26 protein-coding genes are annotated in these 20,726 nt (G+C 72.2%); 16 read left to right on the plus strand and 10 right to left on the minus strand.

What is annotated here, in order from left to right:
- Positions 1–220 precede the first annotated feature (220 nt).
- From IO39_RS22215 to recD2, 3 genes are all read right to left on the minus strand, one after another.
- Complete coding sequence (locus tag IO39_RS22215) at positions 221–736, minus strand: GNAT family N-acetyltransferase (RefSeq protein ID WP_043626459.1); 516 nt, start codon at positions 734–736, stop codon at positions 221–223.
- On the minus strand, positions 733–1,932 hold the full coding sequence (locus tag IO39_RS22220) for a L,D-transpeptidase (RefSeq protein WP_043626463.1): 1,200 nt from the start codon (positions 1,930–1,932) through the stop codon (positions 733–735). The genes IO39_RS22215 and IO39_RS22220 overlap by 4 nt, the downstream gene beginning before the upstream one ends.
- A gap of 188 nt (positions 1,933–2,120) precedes the next feature.
- Complete coding sequence (gene recD2 / locus IO39_RS22225; protein ID WP_211267108.1) at positions 2,121–4,298, minus strand: SF1B family DNA helicase RecD2; 2,178 nt, start codon at positions 4,296–4,298, stop codon at positions 2,121–2,123.
- Between the two features lie 398 nt (positions 4,299–4,696).
- Here recD2 and IO39_RS22230 point away from each other — a divergent pair, with 398 nt between their 5' ends.
- The gene (locus IO39_RS22230; protein ID WP_043626469.1) at positions 4,697–5,059 is read left to right on the plus strand and encodes a hypothetical protein; all 363 of its coding nucleotides are present in this window, start codon (positions 4,697–4,699) and stop codon (positions 5,057–5,059) included.
- Here the strand turns inward: IO39_RS22230 and IO39_RS59660 are convergent.
- Complete coding sequence (locus tag IO39_RS59660) at positions 5,031–5,627, minus strand: LysR family transcriptional regulator substrate-binding protein (protein WP_084773319.1); 597 nt, start codon at positions 5,625–5,627, stop codon at positions 5,031–5,033. The genes IO39_RS22230 and IO39_RS59660 overlap by 29 nt on opposite strands.
- On the opposite strand from IO39_RS59660, the gene IO39_RS22240 reads away from it, so the two are divergent.
- The 4 genes from IO39_RS22240 to IO39_RS22255 all read left to right on the plus strand — a co-directional run bounded on the left by IO39_RS22240 (position 5,581) and on the right by IO39_RS22255 (position 7,307).
- Positions 5,581–6,015, plus strand: a complete 435-nt coding sequence (locus IO39_RS22240) for an SRPBCC domain-containing protein (RefSeq protein WP_043626476.1) — start codon at positions 5,581–5,583, stop codon at positions 6,013–6,015. The two genes, IO39_RS59660 and IO39_RS22240, sit on opposite strands and share 47 nt — an antisense overlap.
- A complete protein-coding gene (locus IO39_RS22245) occupies positions 6,002–6,373 on the plus strand; it encodes an ArsR/SmtB family transcription factor (protein WP_043626479.1) in 372 nt (123 codons plus the stop codon). The genes IO39_RS22240 and IO39_RS22245 overlap by 14 nt, the downstream gene beginning before the upstream one ends.
- Positions 6,360–6,743, plus strand: a complete 384-nt coding sequence (locus IO39_RS22250) for a VOC family protein (protein WP_043626482.1) — start codon at positions 6,360–6,362, stop codon at positions 6,741–6,743. Before IO39_RS22245 ends, IO39_RS22250 begins: the two co-directional genes overlap by 14 nt.
- A gap of 228 nt (positions 6,744–6,971) precedes the next feature.
- On the plus strand, positions 6,972–7,307 hold the full coding sequence (locus IO39_RS22255) for a hypothetical protein (RefSeq protein WP_052423212.1): 336 nt from the start codon (positions 6,972–6,974) through the stop codon (positions 7,305–7,307).
- A 273-nt stretch (positions 7,308–7,580) separates the two neighbouring features.
- Here IO39_RS22255 and IO39_RS22260 read toward each other — a convergent pair whose 3' ends face one another.
- The 3 genes from IO39_RS22260 to IO39_RS22270 all read right to left on the minus strand — a co-directional run bounded on the left by IO39_RS22260 (position 7,581) and on the right by IO39_RS22270 (position 9,427).
- Complete coding sequence (locus tag IO39_RS22260; RefSeq protein ID WP_043626485.1) at positions 7,581–7,940, minus strand: hypothetical protein; 360 nt, start codon at positions 7,938–7,940, stop codon at positions 7,581–7,583.
- Positions 7,937–8,362, minus strand: a complete 426-nt coding sequence (locus IO39_RS22265) for a hypothetical protein (protein ID WP_157548753.1) — start codon at positions 8,360–8,362, stop codon at positions 7,937–7,939. Before IO39_RS22265 ends, IO39_RS22260 begins: the two co-directional genes overlap by 4 nt.
- A 330-nt stretch (positions 8,363–8,692) precedes the next feature.
- The gene (locus IO39_RS22270; protein WP_043626490.1) at positions 8,693–9,427 is read right to left on the minus strand and encodes a winged helix-turn-helix domain-containing protein; all 735 of its coding nucleotides are present in this window, start codon (positions 9,425–9,427) and stop codon (positions 8,693–8,695) included.
- A gap of 66 nt (positions 9,428–9,493) precedes the next feature.
- On the opposite strand from IO39_RS22270, the gene IO39_RS22275 reads away from it, so the two are divergent.
- The gene (locus IO39_RS22275) at positions 9,494–10,132 is read left to right on the plus strand and encodes a flavin reductase family protein (RefSeq protein WP_043626495.1); all 639 of its coding nucleotides are present in this window, start codon (positions 9,494–9,496) and stop codon (positions 10,130–10,132) included.
- A gap of 358 nt (positions 10,133–10,490) precedes the next feature.
- Entirely contained in the window at positions 10,491–10,895 is a 405-nt protein-coding gene (locus IO39_RS22280) for a MerR family transcriptional regulator (protein WP_043626498.1), read from the plus strand.
- Between the two features lie 48 nt (positions 10,896–10,943).
- Here the strand turns inward: IO39_RS22280 and IO39_RS22285 are convergent, their stop codons facing one another.
- Positions 10,944–12,086, minus strand: coding sequence for a serine hydrolase domain-containing protein (locus IO39_RS22285; RefSeq protein ID WP_043626501.1), 1,143 nt, complete (start codon positions 12,084–12,086; stop codon positions 10,944–10,946).
- A 148-nt stretch (positions 12,087–12,234) separates the two neighbouring features.
- Between IO39_RS22285 and IO39_RS22290 the strand changes: the two genes are divergently transcribed.
- From IO39_RS22290 to IO39_RS22300, 3 genes are all read left to right on the plus strand, one after another.
- Complete coding sequence (locus IO39_RS22290; protein ID WP_043626504.1) at positions 12,235–12,774, plus strand: PadR family transcriptional regulator; 540 nt, start codon at positions 12,235–12,237, stop codon at positions 12,772–12,774.
- Positions 12,775–12,970: 196 nt separating this feature from the next.
- Positions 12,971–13,807 (plus strand): metalloregulator ArsR/SmtB family transcription factor, encoded by an 837-nt coding sequence (locus IO39_RS22295; RefSeq protein WP_043626507.1) that lies wholly within the window; start codon positions 12,971–12,973, stop codon positions 13,805–13,807.
- Positions 13,808–13,948: 141 nt separating this feature from the next.
- Complete coding sequence (locus IO39_RS22300; protein WP_043626509.1) at positions 13,949–14,521, plus strand: dihydrofolate reductase family protein; 573 nt, start codon at positions 13,949–13,951, stop codon at positions 14,519–14,521.
- 131 nt (positions 14,522–14,652) lie between these two features.
- Here IO39_RS22300 and IO39_RS22305 read toward each other — a convergent pair whose 3' ends face one another.
- Complete coding sequence (locus tag IO39_RS22305; protein WP_245642137.1) at positions 14,653–15,600, minus strand: helix-turn-helix domain-containing protein; 948 nt, start codon at positions 15,598–15,600, stop codon at positions 14,653–14,655.
- A gap of 58 nt (positions 15,601–15,658) precedes the next feature.
- Here IO39_RS22305 and IO39_RS22310 point away from each other — a divergent pair, with 58 nt between their 5' ends.
- Entirely contained in the window at positions 15,659–16,366 is a 708-nt protein-coding gene (locus tag IO39_RS22310; protein ID WP_245642139.1) for an alpha/beta fold hydrolase, read from the plus strand.
- Between the two features lie 203 nt (positions 16,367–16,569).
- Here the strand turns inward: IO39_RS22310 and IO39_RS22315 are convergent, their stop codons facing one another.
- Complete coding sequence (locus IO39_RS22315; protein ID WP_043626518.1) at positions 16,570–16,974, minus strand: type II toxin-antitoxin system PemK/MazF family toxin; 405 nt, start codon at positions 16,972–16,974, stop codon at positions 16,570–16,572.
- 274 nt (positions 16,975–17,248) lie between these two features.
- On the opposite strand from IO39_RS22315, the gene IO39_RS22320 reads away from it, so the two are divergent.
- From IO39_RS22320 to IO39_RS22340, 5 genes are read left to right on the plus strand one after another with little or no spacing between them, the layout of a single operon-like run.
- A complete protein-coding gene (locus IO39_RS22320; RefSeq protein WP_043626521.1) occupies positions 17,249–17,575 on the plus strand; it encodes a PadR family transcriptional regulator in 327 nt (108 codons plus the stop codon).
- Entirely contained in the window at positions 17,572–17,928 is a 357-nt protein-coding gene (locus IO39_RS22325) for a DUF1048 domain-containing protein (RefSeq protein ID WP_043626524.1), read from the plus strand. Before IO39_RS22320 ends, IO39_RS22325 begins: the two co-directional genes overlap by 4 nt.
- A 1-nt stretch (position 17,929) precedes the next feature.
- Complete coding sequence (locus tag IO39_RS22330; protein ID WP_043626528.1) at positions 17,930–18,256, plus strand: DUF1048 domain-containing protein; 327 nt, start codon at positions 17,930–17,932, stop codon at positions 18,254–18,256.
- A gap of 28 nt (positions 18,257–18,284) precedes the next feature.
- On the plus strand, positions 18,285–19,244 hold the full coding sequence (locus IO39_RS22335) for a CE1 family esterase (RefSeq protein WP_052423213.1): 960 nt from the start codon (positions 18,285–18,287) through the stop codon (positions 19,242–19,244).
- Between the two features lie 60 nt (positions 19,245–19,304).
- Entirely contained in the window at positions 19,305–20,636 is a 1,332-nt protein-coding gene (locus IO39_RS22340) for a serine hydrolase domain-containing protein (protein WP_043626531.1), read from the plus strand.
- The last annotated feature ends 90 nt before the right edge of the window (positions 20,637–20,726 follow it).

The raw sequence follows: 20,726 nt of genomic DNA on the forward strand, positions 1-20,726 counted from the left end.
GGAGGGTTCCCGGGGGCGGTGTCCCGACGGAAAGGACCGCCGGCTCACCGGCAGGTCGGGCAGCACACCAGGCGCCGCCCGTGCGCGGCGTTCTCGCGTCCGGCCTCGGCGCGCGGCGCGGCGCTGACGGCGGCGGCCTCGTCCCAGCCGGCGAAGAACCGCTGCGCGCCCCGAGCGGGCCCCTTGGCGCGTCGGGGACGACAGCGCGTTGACGGTGGGGTCACAGGCGGCGCTGCAGGAGCATGCCGGGCCACTCCCCCACCGTGAAGGGGGCGACGCGGGTGAAGCCGCGGCTCTCGTAGTAGGCGACCAGGCGGCCGTCCCCGCCGGCGTAGCAGTCCACGCGCAGCACGGCGGCCCGGCGGGCGCGGGCCTCCTCGGCGGCCCAGTCGAGCAGGGCGGCGCCGACGCCGTGTCCGGCGTGGCGGCGGTCGGTGACCAGGGCCTGGACGTACAGCTCGGGCTCGGTGGCGGGGGTGACGTAGTCGTGGGCGGGGCCGACGGAGATGCAGCCGGCCGGCCGGCCGTCGTGCTCGGCGATGCGCATGCCGCCGCCCTCCAGCCAGGAGGTGACCTGGCGGGTGCGGCCGGGGTCGCCGGTGAAGGGGCGGGTGCCCCATTGGCCGGTGCGGCCCCGGGCGGTGAGCCAGGCGACGGCGCTGTCGAACATGGCCAGCACGGCGGGCACGTCACCGTCGCGGGTGGGCCTGATCAGGGTGCGGGTGCCGTGCGTCATCGGTTGCTCTCCCCGCCCTTGAGCGCGCTGCCCTTCTTCCACTGGGAGAACGACATCTGCCAGTAGCCCCAGCCGTTGTTCCACTCCAGGGCGCGGTCGGTGCCGGTGATGTCGACGACGTCGCCGCGCTGGACGTTGTCGTAGAACCACTTGGCCTGGTCGGGGCGGGCGTTGATGCAGCCGTGGCTGACGTTGCGCACGCCCTGGGCCCAGACGTTGTCCTTGGCGTGGACGTACTCGCCGGAGTTGGAGATGCGCACCGCGTGGTTGATCATGACGTCGTAGTAGCCGGGGTCGCCCTTCTTGCGGCCGGGGCTGATCATGCGGACGGGATTGCCGCGTTCCATGGTGAGGTGGACGCCGGAGGTGGTGGTGTATTCGCGGGTGGTGGCCATGCCGGCGCTGATGCGCATGGTCTGCACGCGCTTGCCGTCCTTGTAGACGTACATCATCTTCGTACGGGTGTCGATCTTGCTGATCTGCTTGGCGCCGATCTTGAGGTTGGCGGTGTAGTCCTTGACCCCGTACAGGCCCTTGCCGGCCTTGATGCCGGTGATGTCGGCGTTGAAGGTGACCTTCTGGTGGGCGGGCCAGTATTTCTGGGTGCGGTAGATGACGACGGTGTCGTTGATCCAGCGCCAGGCGCCCGGGACGGGCTTTTCCGCCTCCACGCGCAGGGCGCGCTCGATGGCGGCCTTGCGGGTGACGGGCTGGTTGAAGGTGACGATGATGGGGGCGCCGACGCCGAGCGTCTCGCCCTTGGCGTTGGGGGTGACGTCGGCGACCTGGAGGGCGCGCTCGGGCTTGGCGGTGGTGAAGGTGCTGGTGGCGGTGGTGGCGCCGGCGGTGGCCGAGACGTTGTAGCTGGTGGACGGCTTCAGCGCGGTCTTGGAGGTCCAGCGGGTCTTGTCGGCGTTGTACGCCCCCTCGAGCCGCTCGTCGCCGGCCTGCACGGTGACGTCGTCGAGGGCAGCGCCGGAGGCGGTGACGACGACCTTCTTGTCCGGGCTGACCTTGGCCGCGCCCTCGGCCGGGGTGATCTCGACGACGGGCGCCTGGGGGGTGGCGGCCGTGGTGGCCTGGGAGCCGTCGGGCGGCGCGGCGGCGGGGCCGCCGGAGCAGGAGGAGGTCAGGGCGGCCGCGGCGAGCAGCGCGATCGCGGCGACGGGCTTCCTCCGGGCGGGCGCAACGTTCAACTCTGTCCTCTCCCCACGGCACCACAAGGCACCTCAAAAACTGTAATGCTCCCGCATGTAAGACGCCGAATCGTATGGGAGAGTTCGATCACATTTGAATTACTTCTCGTCCGGCGCGGGAACGAGCCGGCCGCGGCGGCCGTCAAGAGCCGGTCGACCGCGGGTGAGGCGGCGGGGTCAGGCGCGCGTCAGCGGGGGGTGAGGCGGCGGGTCAGGCCGGTGTGGCGGCGGCCCGCCCCCCGGGTGCGCACGGCCTGGGCCAGCGCCCGCCGCGAGCCGACGATGACGACGAGCTTCTTGGCGCGGGTGATGGCGGTGTAGAGCAGGTTGCGCTGCAGCATCATCCAGGCGCTGGTGGCCAGCGGGATGACGACGGCCGGGTATTCGCTGCCCTGGGAGCGGTGGATGGAGACGGCGTAGGCGTGGGCCAGCTCGTCGAGCTCGTCGAAGGCGTAGTCGACCGACTCGTCCTCATCGGTCAGGACGGTGAGCTTGTGCTCGTCGGGCCGGATGTCGGTGACGATGCCGACGGTGCCGTTGAACACCCCGGCCGCGCCCTTGTCGTAGTTGTTGCGCAGCTGGGTGACCTTGTCGCCGACGCGGAAGACGCGGCCGCCGTAGCGGCGTTCGGGCATGCCCTCGCGGGCGGGGGTCAGCGCCTCCTGCAGGGCGGTGTTGAGCGCGCCGGCGCCGGCCGCGCCGCGGTGCATGGGGGCCAGGACCTGGACGTCACGGCGGGGGTCGAGGCGGAAGCGGCGCGGGATGCGGCGGGCGACGACGTCGACGGTGAGGGCGGCGATCTCCTCCGGCTCCTCACAGGGGAACAGGAAGAAGTCGGCCATGCCCTCCAGCACGGGGTGGCGGCCGGTGTTGACGCGGTGGGCGTTGACGACGACGCCCGACTCCTGCGCCTGGCGGAAGATCTGGGTCAGGCGCACCCGCGGGATGTCGTCGGCCGCCAGGAGGTCTTTGAGCACCTCGCCGGCGCCGACGGAGGGCAGCTGGTCGACGTCGCCGACGAACAGCAGGTGGGCGCCGGGGGCGACGGCCTTGACGAGCTTGTTGGCCAGCAGCAGGTCGAGCATGGAGGCCTCGTCGACGACGACCAGGTCGGCGTCGAGGGGGTTGTCGCGGTCGAAGGTGGCCTCGCCGCCGGGGCGCAGCTGCAGCAGCCGGTGCACGGTGGTCGCCTCGTGGCCGGTCAGCTCGGCCAGGCGCTTGGCGGCGCGGCCGGTGGGGGCGGCCAGGATGACCTTGGCGCGCTTGGCGCGGGCCAGCAGCACGATGGAGCGTACGGTGAAGCTCTTGCCGCAGCCGGGGCCGCCGGTCAGCACGGCGACCTTCTCGGTGAGGGCCAGGCGGACGGCCTGGCGCTGCTCGGTGGCCAGCTCGGCGCCGGTCTGGCCGTGCAGCCAGGTCTCGGCGCGTTCCCAGTCGACGTCGGCGAAGGCCTTGAGCCGGTCGTGGCCGCTGCGCAGCAGGGTGAGCAGGCCGGCGGCCAGCGCGGTCTCGGCGCGATGGAAGGGCGGCAGGTAGACGGCGGGCAGGACGGCCTCGCCGGCGGGCACCGGCTCGCGGACGACGCCCTCGTCGGCCACCAGCTCCTCCAGGCACGCCGTCACCAGCTCGGCGGGCACGTCGAGGATCTTGACGGCGTCGGCGACGAGGTTGGGGGCGGGCAGGTAGCAGTGGCCGTCGTCGGCCGCCTGCGACAGCGTGTAGCGCAGGCCGGCCTTGACGCGCTCGGGGCTGTCGTGGGGGATGCCGACGGCCTGGGCGATGGTGTCGGCGGTCCTGAAGCCGATGCCCCACACGTCGTCGGCGAGCTTGTACGGCTGGGTGCGCACGACGTTGATGGAGGTGTCGCCGTACTGCTTGAAGATGCGCACCGCGATGGAGGTGGACACGCCGACGCCCTGCAGGAAGATCATCACCTCTTTGATGATCTTCTGTTCCTCCCAGGCGGCGGCGATCATCTTGGTGCGCTTGGGGCCCAGGCCGGGCACCTCGGCCAGCCGCTCGGGGTGCTGCTCGATCACCTCCAGCGTGCCGGTGCCGAAGTGGTCGACGATCCGCTCGGCCATCTTGGGGCCGATGCCCTTGATCAGGCCCGAGCCGAGGTAGCGGCGGATGCCCTGGACGGTGGCCGGCAGCACGGTGGTGTAGGACCACACCTCGAACTGGCGGCCGTAGCGGGGGTGGGAGGTCCAGCGGCCGTGCAGCTGCAGCGACTCGCCGACCTGGGCGCCGAGCAGGGGGCCGACGACGGTCAGCAGTTCGGCGCCGGTGCGTTCGGTGGCCACGCGGGCGATGGTGTAGCCGGTCTCCTCGTTGGCGTACGTCACCCGTTCGAGTACCGCGCTCAAACTGGTACCGACTTTTTCGGAGCCGGCGTCCGGGCTCCCCTCAGGCCTCCCCACATCGACGAGATTAGGGCAGATCTTGCTCACCCCGACACCCAGCCCGCGCCGGGGCGCCTCGACCCGCCACGGGTGCCGCCCGCGCGGCGGGTGCCGGCGACGCGCGGGCCGGGCGCCGCGACCGTCCAGCGGCAGCCGCCGGGTCATCCGCGCGCCAGGTGCGCGGGCCGGGCCGAAGAACCGCTTGGGACACCCTATAGACACGGAGAGGAACTGGCCGGATACTCTTCGTGTCAGCCCTCTTCCCTCTGCTTTCACACCGTCCCCACAGCGCCGCGAAGCCGGCTCGCCGTGCGCTGCCCCCGGGACCTCGTGGCCGCCGGGGGACAAGACAAGGAGAGACCGTGAAATCCAAGAAGTCTCTGCTCCTGTCCATCTCCGCTCTCGCCGCGGCGGCCTGCGTGACGGCCACCGTCGTGGCCCTGCAGCCCTCCGCCCCCGCCGCCGCGCTCGCGCGCCAGTCTGCCCTGCCCCCGGGCTGGCAGCTCGTCACCCTGCCCAACGCCAACGTCCCCAACTTCCAGCGCCGCACGCTCTACTGCCCGGGCTCCAAGCGCGTCCTGGGCGGCGGCGCGGAGGCTCGCGGCAACGGCGCCATCCTGGTGGGGTCGTTCCCCACCGACGACGGACGCGGCTGGATCGCCCTCGGCCGCCAGATCGGTTACAACGACGTCGGCATCAGCGTCTTCGCCATCTGCGCCGACTGACAGACCGGCCGTCACCGGCCACCATCCGGCCCCGCCCGCTCCGGCGGCGGGGCCGGCACGGGCCCTGCACCGCTCCCCCGGCCCTGCGCCGCTCCCCCGGCCCTGCACCGTTCCCGCCGGGACAGATCACTGCCCGGCGGGGGCCGGGCCGGGCACGCCCTTCATCGCCCGTAGCTCGCCGAGCGGATCGCGGATGTGGCGACTGCGGATCCGGATGCCCTCGCGGATAGGCCGGCAGGTACGGCTCGGCGTACAGCTTCTTGGTCACCAGCCCGTCCACGTACACCGGCGGTGAGACCGCCCCCACGCCGGCGCGCCCGTCCGCCACCTCCCCCGCGATCCCCCGCGATCCCCCGCCCAGATCGGTCACGATCCGCACGGTCACCTTCGGATACCGCCGCCCGAACCGCGCCAGCACCCTGGGCGGCAGGCGGAAGGCCGCGCTGCCGGGGCTTGTGGACGGCGATCGCAACCTATAGGTTGCCATTGATGGCAACCCGGAGGTTGCGAAAGAGGGTGGCATGGATCCGGACACGATCGAACGCGTGACAGTGCTGCGGCACCCCATCGAGCGGGTGTGGGCCGCGCTGACCACCGCGGAAGGGCTCTCGCGCTGGTTCGGCTCGGTGGCGGAGATGGATCTGCGGCCCGGCGGGCGCGCGTTCTTTCGCTGGGACGACCTGGACGAGGAATCCGTCGCCACGATCGTGACGGTCAACCCGCCCCGCCGTCTCGTGTTCAGCTGGCCGATCCCGGGCCTGCCGGCGGACGGCGCGCCCCACACGCTGGTGGACTTCACCCTGGAGCCGGTGCCGGGCGGCACCCGGCTGCGCCTGGTCGAGAGCGGGTTCGCCCAGGCCGGGCCCGCAGCCGCCCGCTCCGCCCGCCAGGCCAACAGTCACGGATGGGACGCCGAGCTCGCCGACCTGGAGAGCTGGCTCGATGCGGCCGCCTGACGCGGAAGCGCGGGCCGTCGCGGTGTTCGCGGCGCTCACCGACCCGACGCGGCGGGCGCTGCTGGAGGAGCTCGCCCGCGCCGGGCCCGCCACCGTCACCGACCTGGCCCGGCGGCTGCCGATCAGCCGCCAGGCGATCGCCAAGCACCTCGACCGGCTCGCCGAAGCCGGCCTGGTCAGCGCCGGCGAACCGGCCGGCCGCCGCCGCCCCTACCGGCTGGACCCGGCCGCCATCCGCACCGCCCAGGTGTGGCTGGCCCGGCTCGCGACCAGGTGGGACGACCGGCTGGCCGCGCTGGAACACGCGCTGGACGTCACCGACACGACCAAGGAGTCACGCGACCATGAGCAAGCCTGAATTCACGGCCGGCCTGAACATCGCCATGAAGATCCCCAAGGCGCAGTACGAGGCCACCGTGGCCTTCTACCGCGACACCCTGGGCTTCGACGTCCGAGAGGACGACGTCTCCTACGCTCCGACCGTCTCCAGAACGCACGCGGTGCGGTTCGGGCCCACCACGTTGTGGCTCGACTGCGTCGACAACTACAGCCGGCCCGACCTGTGGCTGCAGCTGCACACCGACGACCTGGACGCGGCGACGGCCGCGCTGGCCGGCAGCGGCGTCCACCCGTGCGACGAGGTCGAGCCCCTGGAGATCCCCGGCTCCAGAACCCACTGGATCAAGAACCCGGCCGGTGTCGTGCACCTGCTCGCCGAGTCGGCCTGAGCCCGGCGTCTCGGCCTCGACGAGACGTCAGGCCGCCGCCGGTACGTGCCCTGCGGCGGCAGCGCCGGATCTCCTCGGCCACCGGGATCAGGCCGGCCGCGAAGGATCACCGCTCTGAGTGACGCCCCGTCGCTCCGTCCCTGGCGGTGTCAGGGAATTCGCCGGAAGGGTCAAGATCGAAAACCCGGTGTTCACCGGAACGTCGTCCCTGCCTGGCATCAAGATCACATGAGGATCAAGCGCCACTTGCTGGCCACCACCGTGATCGCCCTGACCGCCATCGCCGCGCAGCCGGCCGTCGCCGCGAGCCAGGCCGCCGCCGTCTGCCCGACCAGCTACCTGTGCCTGCAGCCGAGCGCGCCCGCGGCCCGGCTCCTGCTCGTCAAGGAGGGGGACGCCCGGTCCTTCCCGGGCGGGCTGCAGGTCAGCAAGGTGTCCAACCAGACCGGCGTGGCGTACTGCGTGGCCGGCACGCCCTACAACTACGTCCTGTCCGCCCGCCAGACGGCGACCAGGACGCACACCGTGCTGTCGGTCCGGCCGGGCTCGGTCTGTCTGGCCTGACCCGGCCCAGTAGGGGCGCCGGAGGCAGCGGCCCGGCGGCGGATCGTACAGGCGGTTCGCCACCAGGGCCGTCCCGTCCAGGGTGGTCGGGTGGAACGCGCCGCCCCGCCGGCCGTAACGAAGCGACCGGCTCGGCACGCCGAACTCACCGCACCCGGCCACCATGGCGAGGCCACCAGCGAGGGCCCTGGACATGAGGGCAGGCATGAAGGCTCCGGGACAGGGCGACGCCCCCGCCGGGCTACGACGGGGGCATCGAGTCGAAAGAGGGAGCTACTTGCTCTGGCAGCTCTTCTTGCGGACCTCACCCCAGAAGACGGGCCCGGGCATCTGGATGCGCAGCGCGAAGCACTGGTTCTTGTTGGCGGCTTCCCTGATCCGGTAGAGGTACTGGGCGACGCCTCCCACGGTGAGCACCTTGCAGGCCAGCTTGATCTTGCTGTTCTTGATCTTGTCGCAGCGGGACTTGATCACTTCGGCCGCGCCGGCCGCGCCGGCGTACAGCCAGGCGCTGTGGATCTGCTTGGTGAGCTTCTTGGAGAAGATCACCCGGCACATGGCCTTCCACCACTCGCACTGCAGCTTCAGCGCCGGGTCGGCGACCACGGGGTAGGCGGCGCCCGCGTGGTTCACGGTCTGGACGAGCGTGAGGCGTTCTTGATGATGGTCAGCGCGCGGGCGATCTGACCGGTGCGCTGATGGGCGAAGGCCACGCTGGGCTCGGTGGCGGCGTAGGTGACCAGGCCGGGCAGCGGCTGATTGCCGGCCCCGGTGGCGTCCGGCATGCCGATGCCGATCGTCTCCTCGCTGACGTTCACCGACAGCGTGCGGTCGGGGTCGGTGGCGATGGCGAAAGTCCGCTGCACGTCACCGTCGGGGATGACCGTGGGCGGGACGGTCCTGGCCTCTTCGACGATCTCGGGGACGACCTGGGTGAGGGCGGCCAGTGCCGGGTCTTCGTCCTGTGCGAAGGCCGGGGTGCCGGCCACGTACGCGCTGCTGAGCGTCAGGGCCGTCGCTAACGCGACGACCAATGCCCGAGCCGGAGAACGCATGGATGTCCTTCCACGTGCAGTGAGGGGTCTTGCCTAAACGCCGCAAACCTAAAGATCACTTACGTCCGGCCGGGCGAATTTGGATGGCCGGGCGGTAAACGATTTCTGTCGTGCGCGTGTCCCTCGCCCAGCGGCAGCCCCACTCCCTCTTCCAGCCTGCGGCGGACCACGTGAAGCGGACGACGCGTCGCCCCCGGTGCGCCGGCCCCGGTGCGCCGGCCTGCCGACCTGCCGGCCTGCCGGCCGCCACGAGCGCCGGCACGCTCTGCAGGTCAGGAACATTCGTGGGGACTTCCCCGGGACCACGGCGAGGCCCCGAGCGCGGCTGGGTCAGTTCGGGGTGAGGTCCTCCTCCGGCACGTTCAGATGCCGCAGCAGGGCAGCCCGCCCCTCGGGGGTGAGCGTGATGAGCCGCGCGGATCCGTTCCTGGCCAGCCAGCCCGCGTCGAGCAGGTGGCGGTAGAGCGCCGCGCCGAGGGCGCCGGCCAGGTGAAGGCGTTGTTCCGTCCAGTCCAGGCAGGTGCGGATGTGGGGGTGCCAGCCCGCGGGCAGCGGTTGCGAAGCGATGCCCTGTTCGGCGAGCCAGGCCAGGCCGCGTTCGCTGAGGCGGGGGCCGTACTGCGGTGCGTCCCAGGTCAGCAGCCCGCGCGCGGTCATGGCGTCGGCGATGGCGACGGCCAGCCCGCCGGCCAGGTGGTCGTAGCAGATGCGGGCGTGGGCCAGGGCGCGGCGGCGGTTGGCGTCGGCCAGGGAGCGGACGGGGGTGGGACGTTGCGGGGCGCGGGCGGCCAGGTTCTCGATCAGCTCGGCGGTGTCGGCGCCGGCCAGGCGCAGGTAACGGTGGCGGCCCCGGCGCCGCTCGGTCAGCAGTCCGCCGTCCACGAGCAGATTGAGGTGCTCGGTGGCGGTCGGAACGGACACGCCCGCGTACCCGGCCAGCTCGCTGACCGTCCACTCGTGGCCGTCCAGCATGGCCAGGCAGAAGGCGGCGCGGCTGCGGTTGGCCAGGAGGGCGGCCAGGGCGGCTACGTCGGGGTGGCCGTCGGGCATGTCACGGCTGCTCATCGCCCTATCGTCGCAAAACCATAGTTAGGGAATCACCGAAACGTGGCGGCTCTACGGTGGGCCGTCATGACGACGCACACACCTGAGACGCATCCCGCCGACCGGCACCTGGTGATCAGCCCGAGCATCCTCTACTTCGGCACCCCGGTCGCCCTGCTGACCACGGAGAACGAGGACTCCACCGTCAACCTGGCCCCCATCTCTTCGGCCTGGGCGCTCGGCCAGGTGGTCGTCCTGGGGCTGATGCGGTCGAGCCAGACCGCCTACAACCTCTCCACCAGGCCCGACATGGTGATCAATCTGCCGGCGCCGGAGCAGTGGCCTGCCGTCGAGCGGCTGGCCCCGCTCACCGGCCTCGACCCCGTCCCGGACGACAAGCGGGAGCTCTACCGGCATGAACGGGCCAAGTTCGAGGCGGCGGGGCTGAGCGCCGAGCCATCCCATCTGGTACGGCCGCCCCGGGTGGCGGGGTGTCCTCTCCAGCTGGAGGCGCGGGCGCGGGCCTGCCGGGCGGACGCGACCGGCCGATTCCTGATCGTCGAGAGTCACGTGCTGCGGGTGCACGCGGCCCGTGGCATCGTCGTGCCCGGCACCGACCACATCGATCCGTCCGCGTGGAGCCCGTTGATCTTCAACTTCCGTCACTACCACGCTCTCGGGCCCGAACTGGGGCACAGCTTCCGCTCCCAGACGGTGCGACGATAGTCGCCAGCGGATCGAACGAACGCCGGGTCGCCGACGGTGGCCAGGGCGTACCGCCTGATGAGCGCGCGCCCCCACGAGTCTCCATCGGCGGCCGCCCGCGCTGGAGCCGTCACCATCGGACCGGCCCGGCAGGCCGCCGGAACACTGCGCCAACCCCGAGCACGACCGGCATTCCGCCTATCGGGAACGGCTACGGCGACGCAGGGAAGCGGTCCGCGCCGCAGGCGAGCAGATCCCCGGCGGCCTCGGCCGGCCAGTCGGGCGTTCCGTGGCCCGCGCCTCTTGCGGACTCGTCATGAGGGATAGGTTGGACCCTCGCACCGACGTGAGAGTCGAGCCGGATCGGAGGGTGCATGTCATGCGGATAGGCGAGCTGTCCCGGCGGACCGGGGCCAGCGTGCGCTCGCTACGGTACTACGAGGAGCAGGGCCTGCTGCGGCCGGCGCGGCTGCCCAGCGGCTACCGCGAGTACGGCGAAGGGGACGTGAGCATCGTGCGGGGCATCCGCCTCATGCTCGCCGCGGGACTCAACAGCGCCACGATCGCGGAACTGCTGCCCTGCATGGCCGACGACGGCCAGACCTTGACGCCGGCCTGCTCCGGCATGCTGCCCGACCTGCGCAGGGAACGTGAACGGCTCAGCGGCGCGGTGGCCGAGCTCCTGGCCGCGCGCGCCGCGCTGGACACGCTCATCGAGGCCACGGCGCCGCTCGAACCCGCCGACCCGGCGGCCTGCCGAGCCGTGGCGGCTCCACTCGGCTGATCAGCGGCCACGGCAGCGGCAGGCCCCGTGGCCACGGGCGTGCGCCCTTCACGCGCGCCAGGCGGCCAGGCACCGCGTCATGAGCCGGAAGGGGATGGCCTGCCCCTTGGTCTGGTCGACGGTGCCGGCCAGATGCAGGTCGAGCTCGGGACAGTGGAAGAGCCACGTCCCGGTGGCTCCCGAGTGGCCGACGAGCGTGACCGGGCCGCGCACCGGCGACATGAGCCGGCCGACCGTGAAGATCATGGTGCCCAGCCCGTACCGGAGGATGGGGATGTTGCACAGCCGGTTGCGCCGCGCGGTGAGCAGCGCCTGGGTGCGGGCGTCGCCGAAGAGCTCGCCGGCGAGCAGCGCACGCTGGAAGGTGAGCAGGTCCGCGGTGGTGCTGAACAGGTCGTTGCTCGACTCGATCAGCGAGGTCAGCTCCACGCGGCGCTGCCGGGCATGAAGCGGCGAGGGCTCCGGGGTCGCCGGATCCGGTGGGCGGTGCCCGGGGAGCCAGGTGTGTCGCAGGCCGAGCGGAGCGAGGATCCGCTCGGTCAGCAGCTCGGCGAAGGACCGCCCGGTCACCGTCTCCAGGATGCGGATGAGCAGCTGGAAGCCGGTGTCGGAGTAGCGGGCCCGTTGCCGGGGGGCGTCGAGGTCCTGCGGCGCGAAGTGCGGGCGCTGCTGCTCGCGCGTCGTCCGGATCGTGTCCTCGAAGGTCCAGGCCACGTCCTGGCCGGCGGCGAGGCGGTCGTACAGGCTGGGGCCGTCACGGCGCTTCTCGAACTGGTCGGGCAGGCCGGAGGTGTGACTCGCGAGGTGGCCCACCGTGATCGCGGACGTCCGGTCGACCCCTCTGAGCACGTGGAGTCCGGCGATCGTCTCCCCCGGCAGGAAGCGGCCGATCGGCGCGGCCAGGTCGAGCTCGCCGCGCTCGTGCGCCTGCAGCACCAGCGTGACGATGAACCGCTTGGTGACGCTGGCGATGAAGAACGGGGTGCCGGGGGACAGCGGGCGCTCGCCGGCGCCGGCCGGGCCGGTGGCGGCGGCCCAGCGGTGTTTCCCGTCGCCGCTGGTGGCGGCAAGGTTGGCGTGGTGTGTCCCGCCTCGCGCGACGAGCTTCTCCAGCAGGCTCGTCAGCCGCTCGTCGATGCCGGCGGGAACGTGGTTGTCCTGGGCATGGGCCGTGGCCGGCGGTGATGTCACGTGAGTGCTCCTCGTCTGCGTTCCCCCGGTCGGACCCGTCGCCTTCGATCGCACCGGCACGGCCGGCGCCGGCGGGCGGGGCGGGCCCCAAGGGAGCTATATGTCTAGTGGACATGTCTATGAGAGTCAACGGGCTAGACTGGCCGGCGTGGCCCATGTGATCCTCGGTCTGCTCCTGATCGCCCCGCAGACCTTCTACGACCTCATCAAAGGCTTCGAGGCCGGCGTGGCGCTGTTCTACAGCGCCAGCAGCGGCAGCATCAAACGCGCGCTGGACACCCTGCTCGCGCGCGGGCTCATCGAGGTCGCCAGCACCGAGACCGGCGGCCGGGGGCGGAAGGTGTACCGCGTGACCGACGCCGGCCGCGCGGAGTTCCACGCGTGGATGACAGGGGAGCCGGCCGGGCTCGACGTGGAGAAGACGGCCCTGTCGCGGCTCTACTTCCTCGGCCTGGTGGAGCCCGGCGAGCGCGTACGGGTGCTCCACCGCGTCGTGGCGCGCATCGAAACCGACCTCGCCGCGTTCTCGGCCCTCGACCAGCGCCTCGACACCCTGGAGGTCCCCGAGGAGCAGCGCGACATCGCCGCCCATCAGCGCGCGACCCTCGACTACGGCATGGCCTCCCTGCGCTTCATGCTCGACTGGTTCCGCGATCGCATCGAGCGCCACGAGCAGCCGGACCGCTGACACGCGCGGACGCGCCAGCCGGGCGGCCCGGGCGGCCCGGGCTCAGGCGCCCGATCGCCCGCACCGCCGCCGGCGGCGCGATCGTGGCCTGCCGGGGCCCGCCCGTACCCCGGGATGTGCGCGCCAGGCGGTTCCGCGTCCACGGACGCGAGATATTCGTTGACAGGAATATTCTCTGTGGAGAATACTTCTCGCCGTGGACGCACCCCTCCTCACCGCACTGGCCGATCCGGCCCGCTGGCGGCTCGTGAGCCTGCTGGCCGAGCGCCCCCGCCCCGTCGGCGTCCTGGCCCGGCTCGCCAGGGCGCGCCAGCCCCAGACGACCAAGCACCTGCAGACCCTCGAACGCGCCGGCGTCGTCACCTCCCAGCGCTCCGGCCAGCACCGCATCTACGCGCTCCGGCCCGGTCCGCTGCGGGAGCTGGCGCTGGCGCTCAACCGGCTCGCCGACACCGCGGACCGGGCCGGAGGCCCCAAGGAGACCTTCGACCGCTACGGGGCCAGCCTGGAGGCCGAGCGGCGCGCCGCGGAGGCGGACAGGTGGGCCGACGGCCGTTCGTTCGGGTTCGCCCGGTCGCTGGCCGCCCCGGGCGAGCTGGTCTGGCGGCACCTCACCGAGGAGCCCCTGCTGGCCCGCTGGTGGGCGCCCGACGGGCTGCGCGTCTGCGAGCTCGTCTTCGAGGCGCGGCCCGGCGGGCGGATCGTGCTGGCCTACCGCGACGCCGAGGACGCCGACGGCTCGGACCTCGTCGTGGGACGCGCGGAGGGCGCCGTCGAGGAGCTGCTGCCCGGGCAGCGCCTCGGCTACCGGATGTCCCCGCTGCTGCCCGGCGGCGGCCCCGCCTTCACCGCCCACATCACCTACGACCTGACGTCCGCCGGCGCCGGCACGCGCCTGGACGCCCGCTGGCGGCTCACCGACAGCACCGTCCAGTCCGCCGACTCCATCGCCGGCATCGAGATCGGCTTCGGCCAGAGCCTCGACAACCTCGCGGCGGTCCTGGCCGCCGGCGCGGAGAACGCCGAGGCGTAACACGCCCAGCGCGTAACGGGCCCAGCGCGTAACGGGCCCGCGCGTGGCGCGCCGATGCGTGGGACCGCGCGGGCGCAGGGGACGCCGGGCCATCGCGTCCCGCATGACTTCCCGTACGACACCTGAACCAAGGAGCTTCCCATGGCACGACTGATCGTCAACGTCGCCATCACCGTCGACGGCGCTTTCCAGGCACCCGCCCCCGAGCCGCAGGGCTGGCTGGTCACCGACCCCGGCAGCATGCGGGCCGGGCTGGAGATGTGGCAGGCGGCCGACGCCATGGTGCTCGGCCGCAGGACCTACGAAGGGCTGTCCGCCGTCTGGCCCCGGCTCGCCGGCGTCCCCGGTTTCGAGGCGTACGCGGCCCGGATGAACGGCATGCCCAAGTACGTCGCGTCCCGCTCGCTGACCGGCCCCCTGGAGTGGAACGCCACCCTGCTCGACGGCGACCTCGCCAAGAGCGTGAGCCGCCTGAAGGACGAGCACGACGGCAACCTCATCGTCCCCTGCGCCGGCGAGCTGACCCGCGCCCTCATCGCCCACGGCCTCGTCGACGAGCTGTGGTTCACCGTCAGCCCCTACCTGTGGTCGGACGGGCCGCGGATCTTCGACGACCTCGGCCCCGTCCGGCTCGAACTGCTCAGCACCACGACCTTCCCCTCGGGCGTGGTCCGCCTGTGCTACCGGCCCGCCCCGGCTTCTTCCGGCGAGTGAGGCGGGAGGCTTGAGAGGTCGCGCAGATAGGCACGGTGATACCCAGGCGGCGAGGCAGGTGCAGAGCCCTGACGATCATGGAGTCGCGACGCTCTTTGATCACGGATGACGCCTTTCTCAAGGACACCCGCTCACTCGGCGGCCACCGTCGCCTGCCACGCGCCCGGGCGCATGCCTGTCGCCTTCCGGAAGAACACCGAGAAGTTGGACGCGTCGGAGAAGCCGAGCGTGCTGGCGCAGGCGGCCGCGGTGAGGCGGTCGTGTGCGAGGAGCCGCTTGGCTTCCAGGACGATCCGATCGACGATGTACGCCTTCGCGCTGCGGCCGGTGACCTGCTGCACCGCTCTGGTGAGGGTGCGGGGCGCGTATCCCAGTGTCCGGGCGTAGTAGCCGGCGTCGTGATGTTCCCGGAAGTGCGCGTCGACGCTGGACCGGAACAGCCGGAACACCGGATTGATCGACCGCGCTTCGGCGTGGGGAGGCCGTAGCCGGGCGATGAGCGCGGAGAGCAGGATCTCGGGCAGCTCCGTCGAGGTATCCCCGGGCGGGGCGGACGCTTCGAGGAGGAGATGGTGGCGCGCGGTGTCGACGAACGGCCAGTCCGCGTCGGAGATGCGCCAGTGCGCGACCAGGTCCGGGGACGCGACGAGCTCCCGGGTGGCGGGGGTGACCGGCGCGGTCGGCACGAACAGCACGACGTGCCCAGCCACGCCGGCGATGTCATCCCATCGGTGCACAGCTCCAGGAGCGATCCACACCGCGGACCGCTCCTGGAGCGGGTGCCGGAGGAAGTCCACGGTGACGGATCCGTGCCCGGCATCGAGGACGGCCAGGACGTGGAAGTCGGCACGCTGTGTCCCGCCGTCATTCAGCTCGCGAAGGCGGTCGAACGTCATGGTTTCGACAGTGGCGGCACGGCGCCCGGCGGGCTGGTAGGTCATCTGCCGGATCCCGGTCATCTGTCCAGTTTTCACCATCGGGTGACCAGTCGTGCCGATGCCCCGGCACAGCGGAAGGGATTGGATGAACACACGGGACAACCGCCTCATAACCTTGATCGAGAGAGTTTCGATGACCACGACGCAGCAGCCGCCACTGCCCGTTTATGACCACCGGCCGGGGACCGGACCGACCCTGGTGTTCCTGCACTACTGGGGCGGATCCGCCCGCACCTGGGACCTCGTCGTCGACCGCCTCGCGGGACGCGACATGCTCACTGTCGACTTCCGCGGGTGGAGCCGCTCGAGCAACCTGGCCGGCCCCTACACCCTCCGCCAACTCGCCGACGACACGCTCGCCGTGATCGCCGACGCGGGCGTCACCGAGTACGTCCTCGTCGGACATTCCATGGGTGGCAAGGTCGCGCAGCTCGTGGCGGCGACCCGGCCCGCCGGCCTTCGCGGGATCATCCTCGTCGGCTCCGCTCCGGCGAAGCCCGCCGCGGAGATCACTCCCGAGTACCGGGAAGGCCTTTCCCACGCCTACGACTCCGACGAGTCCGTCGCCGGCGCACGGGATCACATCCTGACCGCGACAGAGCTGCCCGAAGCGATCAAGTCGCAGATCGTGACCGACTCGCGGGCCGGCACCGACGCCGCCCGCACGGAGTGGCCGCTGCGCGGCATCGCGGAGGACGTCTGCGAGCACACCCGCATGATCAACGTCCCCGCCCTCGTCGTCGCCGGAGAGAACGACCAGGTCGAGCCCGTCGACGTGCTCGCCGGTAACCTGGTGCCCTACCTCTCCCGAGTCGACTTCACGGTGATTCCGAACACGGGTCACCTGATCCCGCTGGAAGCCCCGGCCGGCCTCGTCGACGCGATCACGGCCTTCGCGCCAGCCTGAAAATCGGCTTCGCCCACGATCACCCGCGGGACGCCCCGCCGCGTCACAGCGCGAGGCCGGGGCCCGACCCTCCCGCGGTGATGCGCAACCTCTCAGTGCTCCAGCCGTAGATCGTGATCTTGTCGCTGGAGCGCGGTGGAGAGGGGTGGAGAGGGGGCCGCGGTCAGCCGTCGCCGGGGTCGAGCTGGGCGGCCGGGCCCGCGCTACTCACGTCCTTCGAGACGGCGGGCATCTTTGATCTCGCTGAACCTGGCCGCCGTCATCGGGGTCCACTCCCTCCTCTGTCCGGCGGCACGGAGGGCTTCTCCGACCTCGCTGAGCTTCACGGAGGACAACACGCCCGCCCGCTCGATCAGGTCGTCCCGGCCCACGGTGGTCAGCCATGTGCACGGAGTAAAGCCTGGACGCGGGAACGCGAACCGCAGCACGCCGTCGAAGGGCAGCCCTTCCGGGGCTCCTACGGCCACCTCAACGCCCAGGCCGCTCATGTCGACGCCCGCCGGTGCAACGACCTGCATCGCCTGAAACCCGGATGACTCCTCATCCGAGAGCAGCACGACCGGGCGTCGCTCATCGAAGTCGACCCACCACACTTCACCGCGTTGCATGTGTCCTCCTGGCACGAGACGGCGGGCGAACGCTGCGTGCCCCATGCGGGACACGGAAGGGATGCGGCCCCGTCTTCGCGCGTCGTGACCGAGGGGCCGTGAAGACGGGCGCGGCCATCGTTGATCATCGGTGCGTGAAGCCCGAAGATCATGCGGTGGCCGCGAGTCACAGCGTAGACCCTGCTCGCCGCCGGCCGCGCGCTCGCACTACCTTGTGGTACTTTGTAGCGGTACTCGGTCTCGCTGAGTACCAGAACCGCCGAAGAGGACCACGATGGACGACCTGACAGAGATGCTGAAGGGCACGCTCGAAGGCTGTGTGCTGCACATCATCGGCAGCGAGGAGACCTACGGGTACGCCATCACGCGCCGGTTGAACGAGCTCGGCTTCGCCGACGTCGTGGAGGGCACCGTTTACACCATCCTGCTGCGGCTGGAGCGCAACGGGCTCGTCGAGGTGACCAAACGGCCGTCCGGGGTGGGCCCGCCGCGCAAGTTCTACGCGCTCAACGAGGCCGGGCGCGAAGAGCTGGCGACGTTCTGGGCGAAATGGGAGTACATCACGTCGCGGATCGACAAGCTGAAGGAGGGCGGGAGATGACCTTCTGGGAGACCATCACCGGCAGCGATCTCACCAGGGAGTACAAGGCGTTCGAGGCCCGGGCCGCGCAGCTGCCGGCCGACTACCGGGCGGCGTGGGAGCAGATCAAGGGGAACCTGTTCCTGTACGGGGACTTCACCGGCCGGAACCTGATGCCGATCCTCGACGGCGTCCTGGGGCTGCTGGAGGAGACGGCGGCCGACGGGCAGAGCGTCCACGAGGTGCTGGGCGACGACATCGCGGGCTTCTGCGCGGCGCTGGCCGGCGGCGAGGGCGCCCGGAACTTCCGCGACCGCTGGCGCGAGCAGCTGAACAGGAACGTCGCCAGGAAATTGCGCCGGTTGGGAGGCTGACATGGGGATCCGTGACATCATCGAGGGCAAGAGGCAGTGGCGGGCGCACATGGCGCGCATCAAGGCGCTCCCGCCCGACTACCAGATCGTCTACAAGGAGATCCAGCGCTACTACTTCAAGGTCGGGCCGGTCGGGCTGACCGACGGGTCCCTGCTCACCGGGATCGCCGACTTCTTCGAGGAAGGAGTCGCGGCCGGCAAGGGGGTCCTGGAGCTCATCGGTGACGACGTCGCCGCCTTCGCCGACGACCTGATCAAGGACTCGCGCACGTACGCGGAGGTCTATCAGGAGTCCATCAGCGGGAAACCCGGCACCACCGGGAAGTGACACCCGGCCGGGCGACGGGAGGCAGGCGATGCCCGCACGCACCACCCTGCTCATCGGGATCGCGGCCCTGCTGCTGGCCGCCCCCCGCTGCGCCGCGCAGCCCCCGCCCGCCCCGCCCGGCGCGAGCGCCCGGGCCGGCCCCGCCGACGGCTGCCGGGCCGAGCGGCCGCTGGAGCCGGGCACGCACCGGCTCCGCTCCGGCGGGATCGAGCGCCGCTTCCTGCTGTCGGTGCCCGCCGGCGCCGGCCCGCACCCGGTCATCCTCGACCTGCACGGCCTGAACTCCACCGCCGCCCGCCAGGCCGCCTACGGCCGCTTGCCCGAACGGGGCGCGCGGCGCGGCTACGTCGTGGCCACCCCCCAGGCCGCCGAGGGCCGCATGGGCTGGACCCTGCCGCACACCACCGGCCCCGACGACACCGCCTTCCTGGCCGCGCTCCTCGACCACCTCGCCCGCAACCTGTGCGTCGACGCGCGCCGCCAGTTCGCCGCCGGCATGTCGTACGGGGCCGCGATGGCGCTGTCACTGGTCTGCGGGCTGGGGGGCCGGCTGTCGGCCGTGGCCGCCGTGGCCGGGCTCAACATCGTGCGCCCCTGCCCGGGCGCCGCCCCCACCACGATCGTCGCCTTCCACGGCACCGCCGACCGCATCGTCCCCTATCGCGGCGGCCACCCCTTCCAGGACGCCACCGGCGACCTGCGGCGGCTGGCCGACCTGGTCGTGCTCGACCCGGTGGAGCGGGCCGCGACCGGCTGGGCGGCCCTGCTCGGCTGCACCGGCCGTACCAGCGCCACCCTGACCCGCCAGGTGCGCCTGAGCGACTGGAGGAGGTGCCCCGGCGGCGTCACCCTGCGCCTGTACACGATCGACGGGGGCGGGCACACCTGGCCGGGCACCCTGGAGGTGCCCTGGCTGGGCAGCACCACCCGCGAGGTGGACGCCACCGAGCTGATCCTCGACACCTTCGACCGGGCCCCCTCCCGCTGAGATCCGCTGAGATCCGGGGCGAGCCGGACGCCTGCGTACGAGCCGCTACCCTTGTCGGTCATGACGCAGGTGGGACATGAAACGGCACGCGCCTTGCTGCGCAGGCTCGCCGTCGAGCAGGCCGAGTGCAGGGTGCCGTCGCTGACGGCCGCGATCGTGCGCGACGGGCGGCTGGCGTGGTTCGGCGGGCGGGGCCGGGTCGGGGACGGCGCGCCCACCGCCGCCACCCAGTACCGCATCGGGTCGATCACCAAGAGCATGGTGGCCGTCGTGGTGATGCGGCTGCGCGACGAGGGGCTGCTCGCGCTGACCGACCCGCTGGAACGGCACCTGCCCGGCACCCCGCTCGGCCATCTGACGATCGCGCAGCTGTTGTCGCACACCTCCGGCCTGACCGCCGAGCCGCCGACCGCCTGGTGGGAGCGCACCGCCGGCATCCCGGCCGGCGAACTGCTGGACAGGCTCGGGCCCGGCGAGCTCAAGCACCGGCCGGGGCGGCGCTTCCACTACTCCAACGTCGGGTTCGCGCTGCTCGGCGAGCTGGTGGCGCGGCTGCGGGGCACGACCTGGCTCAAGGCGCTGGGGGCCGAGGTGCTCGACCCGCTCGGCATGCGCGGCACCACCGCCCGGCCGCGCGCCCCGCACGCCACGGGCTACGCGGTGCACCCGTACGCCGACGTGGTGCAGATCGAGCCGGAGCACGACGCCGACGCGATGGGCCCGGCCGGGCAGCTGTGGTCCACCCCCTACGACCTGGCCCGGTGGGCGGCGTTCCTGGGCGGCGAGACCGGCGGCGTGCTGTCCCCCGACACGCTGGCCGAGATGCGCGAGCCGGCCGGGGTGGCCGACGGCGACGCCTGGACCGCCGGGATGGGGCTGGGTTTGCAGCTGGCCAGGACGGGCGGGCGCCGCCTGGCCGGCCACACCGGGTCGATGCCCGGCTTCCTGGCCACGGTGTGGGCCGACCCCGGTGACGGGGTAGGCGTGCTGTTCATGGCCAACACCACCTCCGGGATGTCCGGCACGCTCCTGACCGACCTGCTGGACATCCTGGCCGAGCACGAGCCGCGCCTGCCCGACGAGTGGCATCCGGTGCCGGCCGATCCGGACCTGCTGGCGCTGACCGGGCTGTGGCACTGGGGGCCCACGCCGTACACGCTGCGGCTGCTGCCGGAGCGGGGGCTGTCGCTGGAGCCGGTCGCCGGGGCCGGGCGGGCCTCGCGCTTCGTGCCGCAGGACGACGGCACCTGGCTGGGGCTGGACGGCTACTACGCCGGGGAGACGCTGCGCGTGGCGGCCGACCACCTCGACCTCAACACGTTCATCTTCACCCGCGAGCCGTACGACCCGGCCGCGCCCGTCCCGGGCGGCGCCACCGACTGGCACGCCTGACGGGCACGTCCCGGACCGGCGGGGCCGAGGAGAACACCGGGCCTGGGGGAAATGCCGGGACGCCGGAGAGCAGCACCGGAAGGCCCAGGC

Source organism: Nonomuraea candida, assembly GCF_000725485.1.
GTDB lineage: Bacteria > Actinomycetota > Actinomycetes > Streptosporangiales > Streptosporangiaceae > Nonomuraea > Nonomuraea candida.

Excerpts from the sequence above, each read along its gene's own strand:
- IO39_RS22215 (WP_043626459.1), bottom strand. The coding sequence starts at position 736 with ATGACGCACGGCACCCGCACCCTGATCAGGCCCACCCGCGACGGTGAC.
- IO39_RS22240 (WP_043626476.1), top strand. The coding sequence starts at position 5,581 with ATGGATCCGGACACGATCGAACGCGTGACAGTGCTGCGGCACCCCATC.
- IO39_RS59660 (WP_084773319.1), bottom strand. The coding sequence starts at position 5,627 with ATGGGGTGCCGCAGCACTGTCACGCGTTCGATCGTGTCCGGATCCATG.
- IO39_RS22245 (WP_043626479.1), top strand. The coding sequence starts at position 6,002 with ATGCGGCCGCCTGACGCGGAAGCGCGGGCCGTCGCGGTGTTCGCGGCG.
- IO39_RS22250 (WP_043626482.1), top strand. The coding sequence starts at position 6,360 with ATGAGCAAGCCTGAATTCACGGCCGGCCTGAACATCGCCATGAAGATC.
- IO39_RS22255 (WP_052423212.1), top strand. The coding sequence starts at position 6,972 with ATGAGGATCAAGCGCCACTTGCTGGCCACCACCGTGATCGCCCTGACC.
- IO39_RS22265 (WP_157548753.1), bottom strand. The coding sequence starts at position 8,362 with ATGCGTTCTCCGGCTCGGGCATTGGTCGTCGCGTTAGCGACGGCCCTG.
- IO39_RS22270 (WP_043626490.1), bottom strand. The coding sequence starts at position 9,427 with ATGAGCAGCCGTGACATGCCCGACGGCCACCCCGACGTAGCCGCCCTG.
- IO39_RS22275 (WP_043626495.1), top strand. The coding sequence starts at position 9,494 with ATGACGACGCACACACCTGAGACGCATCCCGCCGACCGGCACCTGGTG.
- IO39_RS22280 (WP_043626498.1), top strand. The coding sequence starts at position 10,491 with ATGCGGATAGGCGAGCTGTCCCGGCGGACCGGGGCCAGCGTGCGCTCG.
- IO39_RS22300 (WP_043626509.1), top strand. The coding sequence starts at position 13,949 with ATGGCACGACTGATCGTCAACGTCGCCATCACCGTCGACGGCGCTTTC.
- IO39_RS22315 (WP_043626518.1), bottom strand. The coding sequence starts at position 16,974 with ATGCAACGCGGTGAAGTGTGGTGGGTCGACTTCGATGAGCGACGCCCG.
- IO39_RS22320 (WP_043626521.1), top strand. The coding sequence starts at position 17,249 with ATGGACGACCTGACAGAGATGCTGAAGGGCACGCTCGAAGGCTGTGTG.
- IO39_RS22325 (WP_043626524.1), top strand. The coding sequence starts at position 17,572 with ATGACCTTCTGGGAGACCATCACCGGCAGCGATCTCACCAGGGAGTAC.
- IO39_RS22330 (WP_043626528.1), top strand. The coding sequence starts at position 17,930 with ATGGGGATCCGTGACATCATCGAGGGCAAGAGGCAGTGGCGGGCGCAC.
- IO39_RS22335 (WP_052423213.1), top strand. The coding sequence starts at position 18,285 with ATGCCCGCACGCACCACCCTGCTCATCGGGATCGCGGCCCTGCTGCTG.
- IO39_RS22340 (WP_043626531.1), top strand. The coding sequence starts at position 19,305 with ATGACGCAGGTGGGACATGAAACGGCACGCGCCTTGCTGCGCAGGCTC.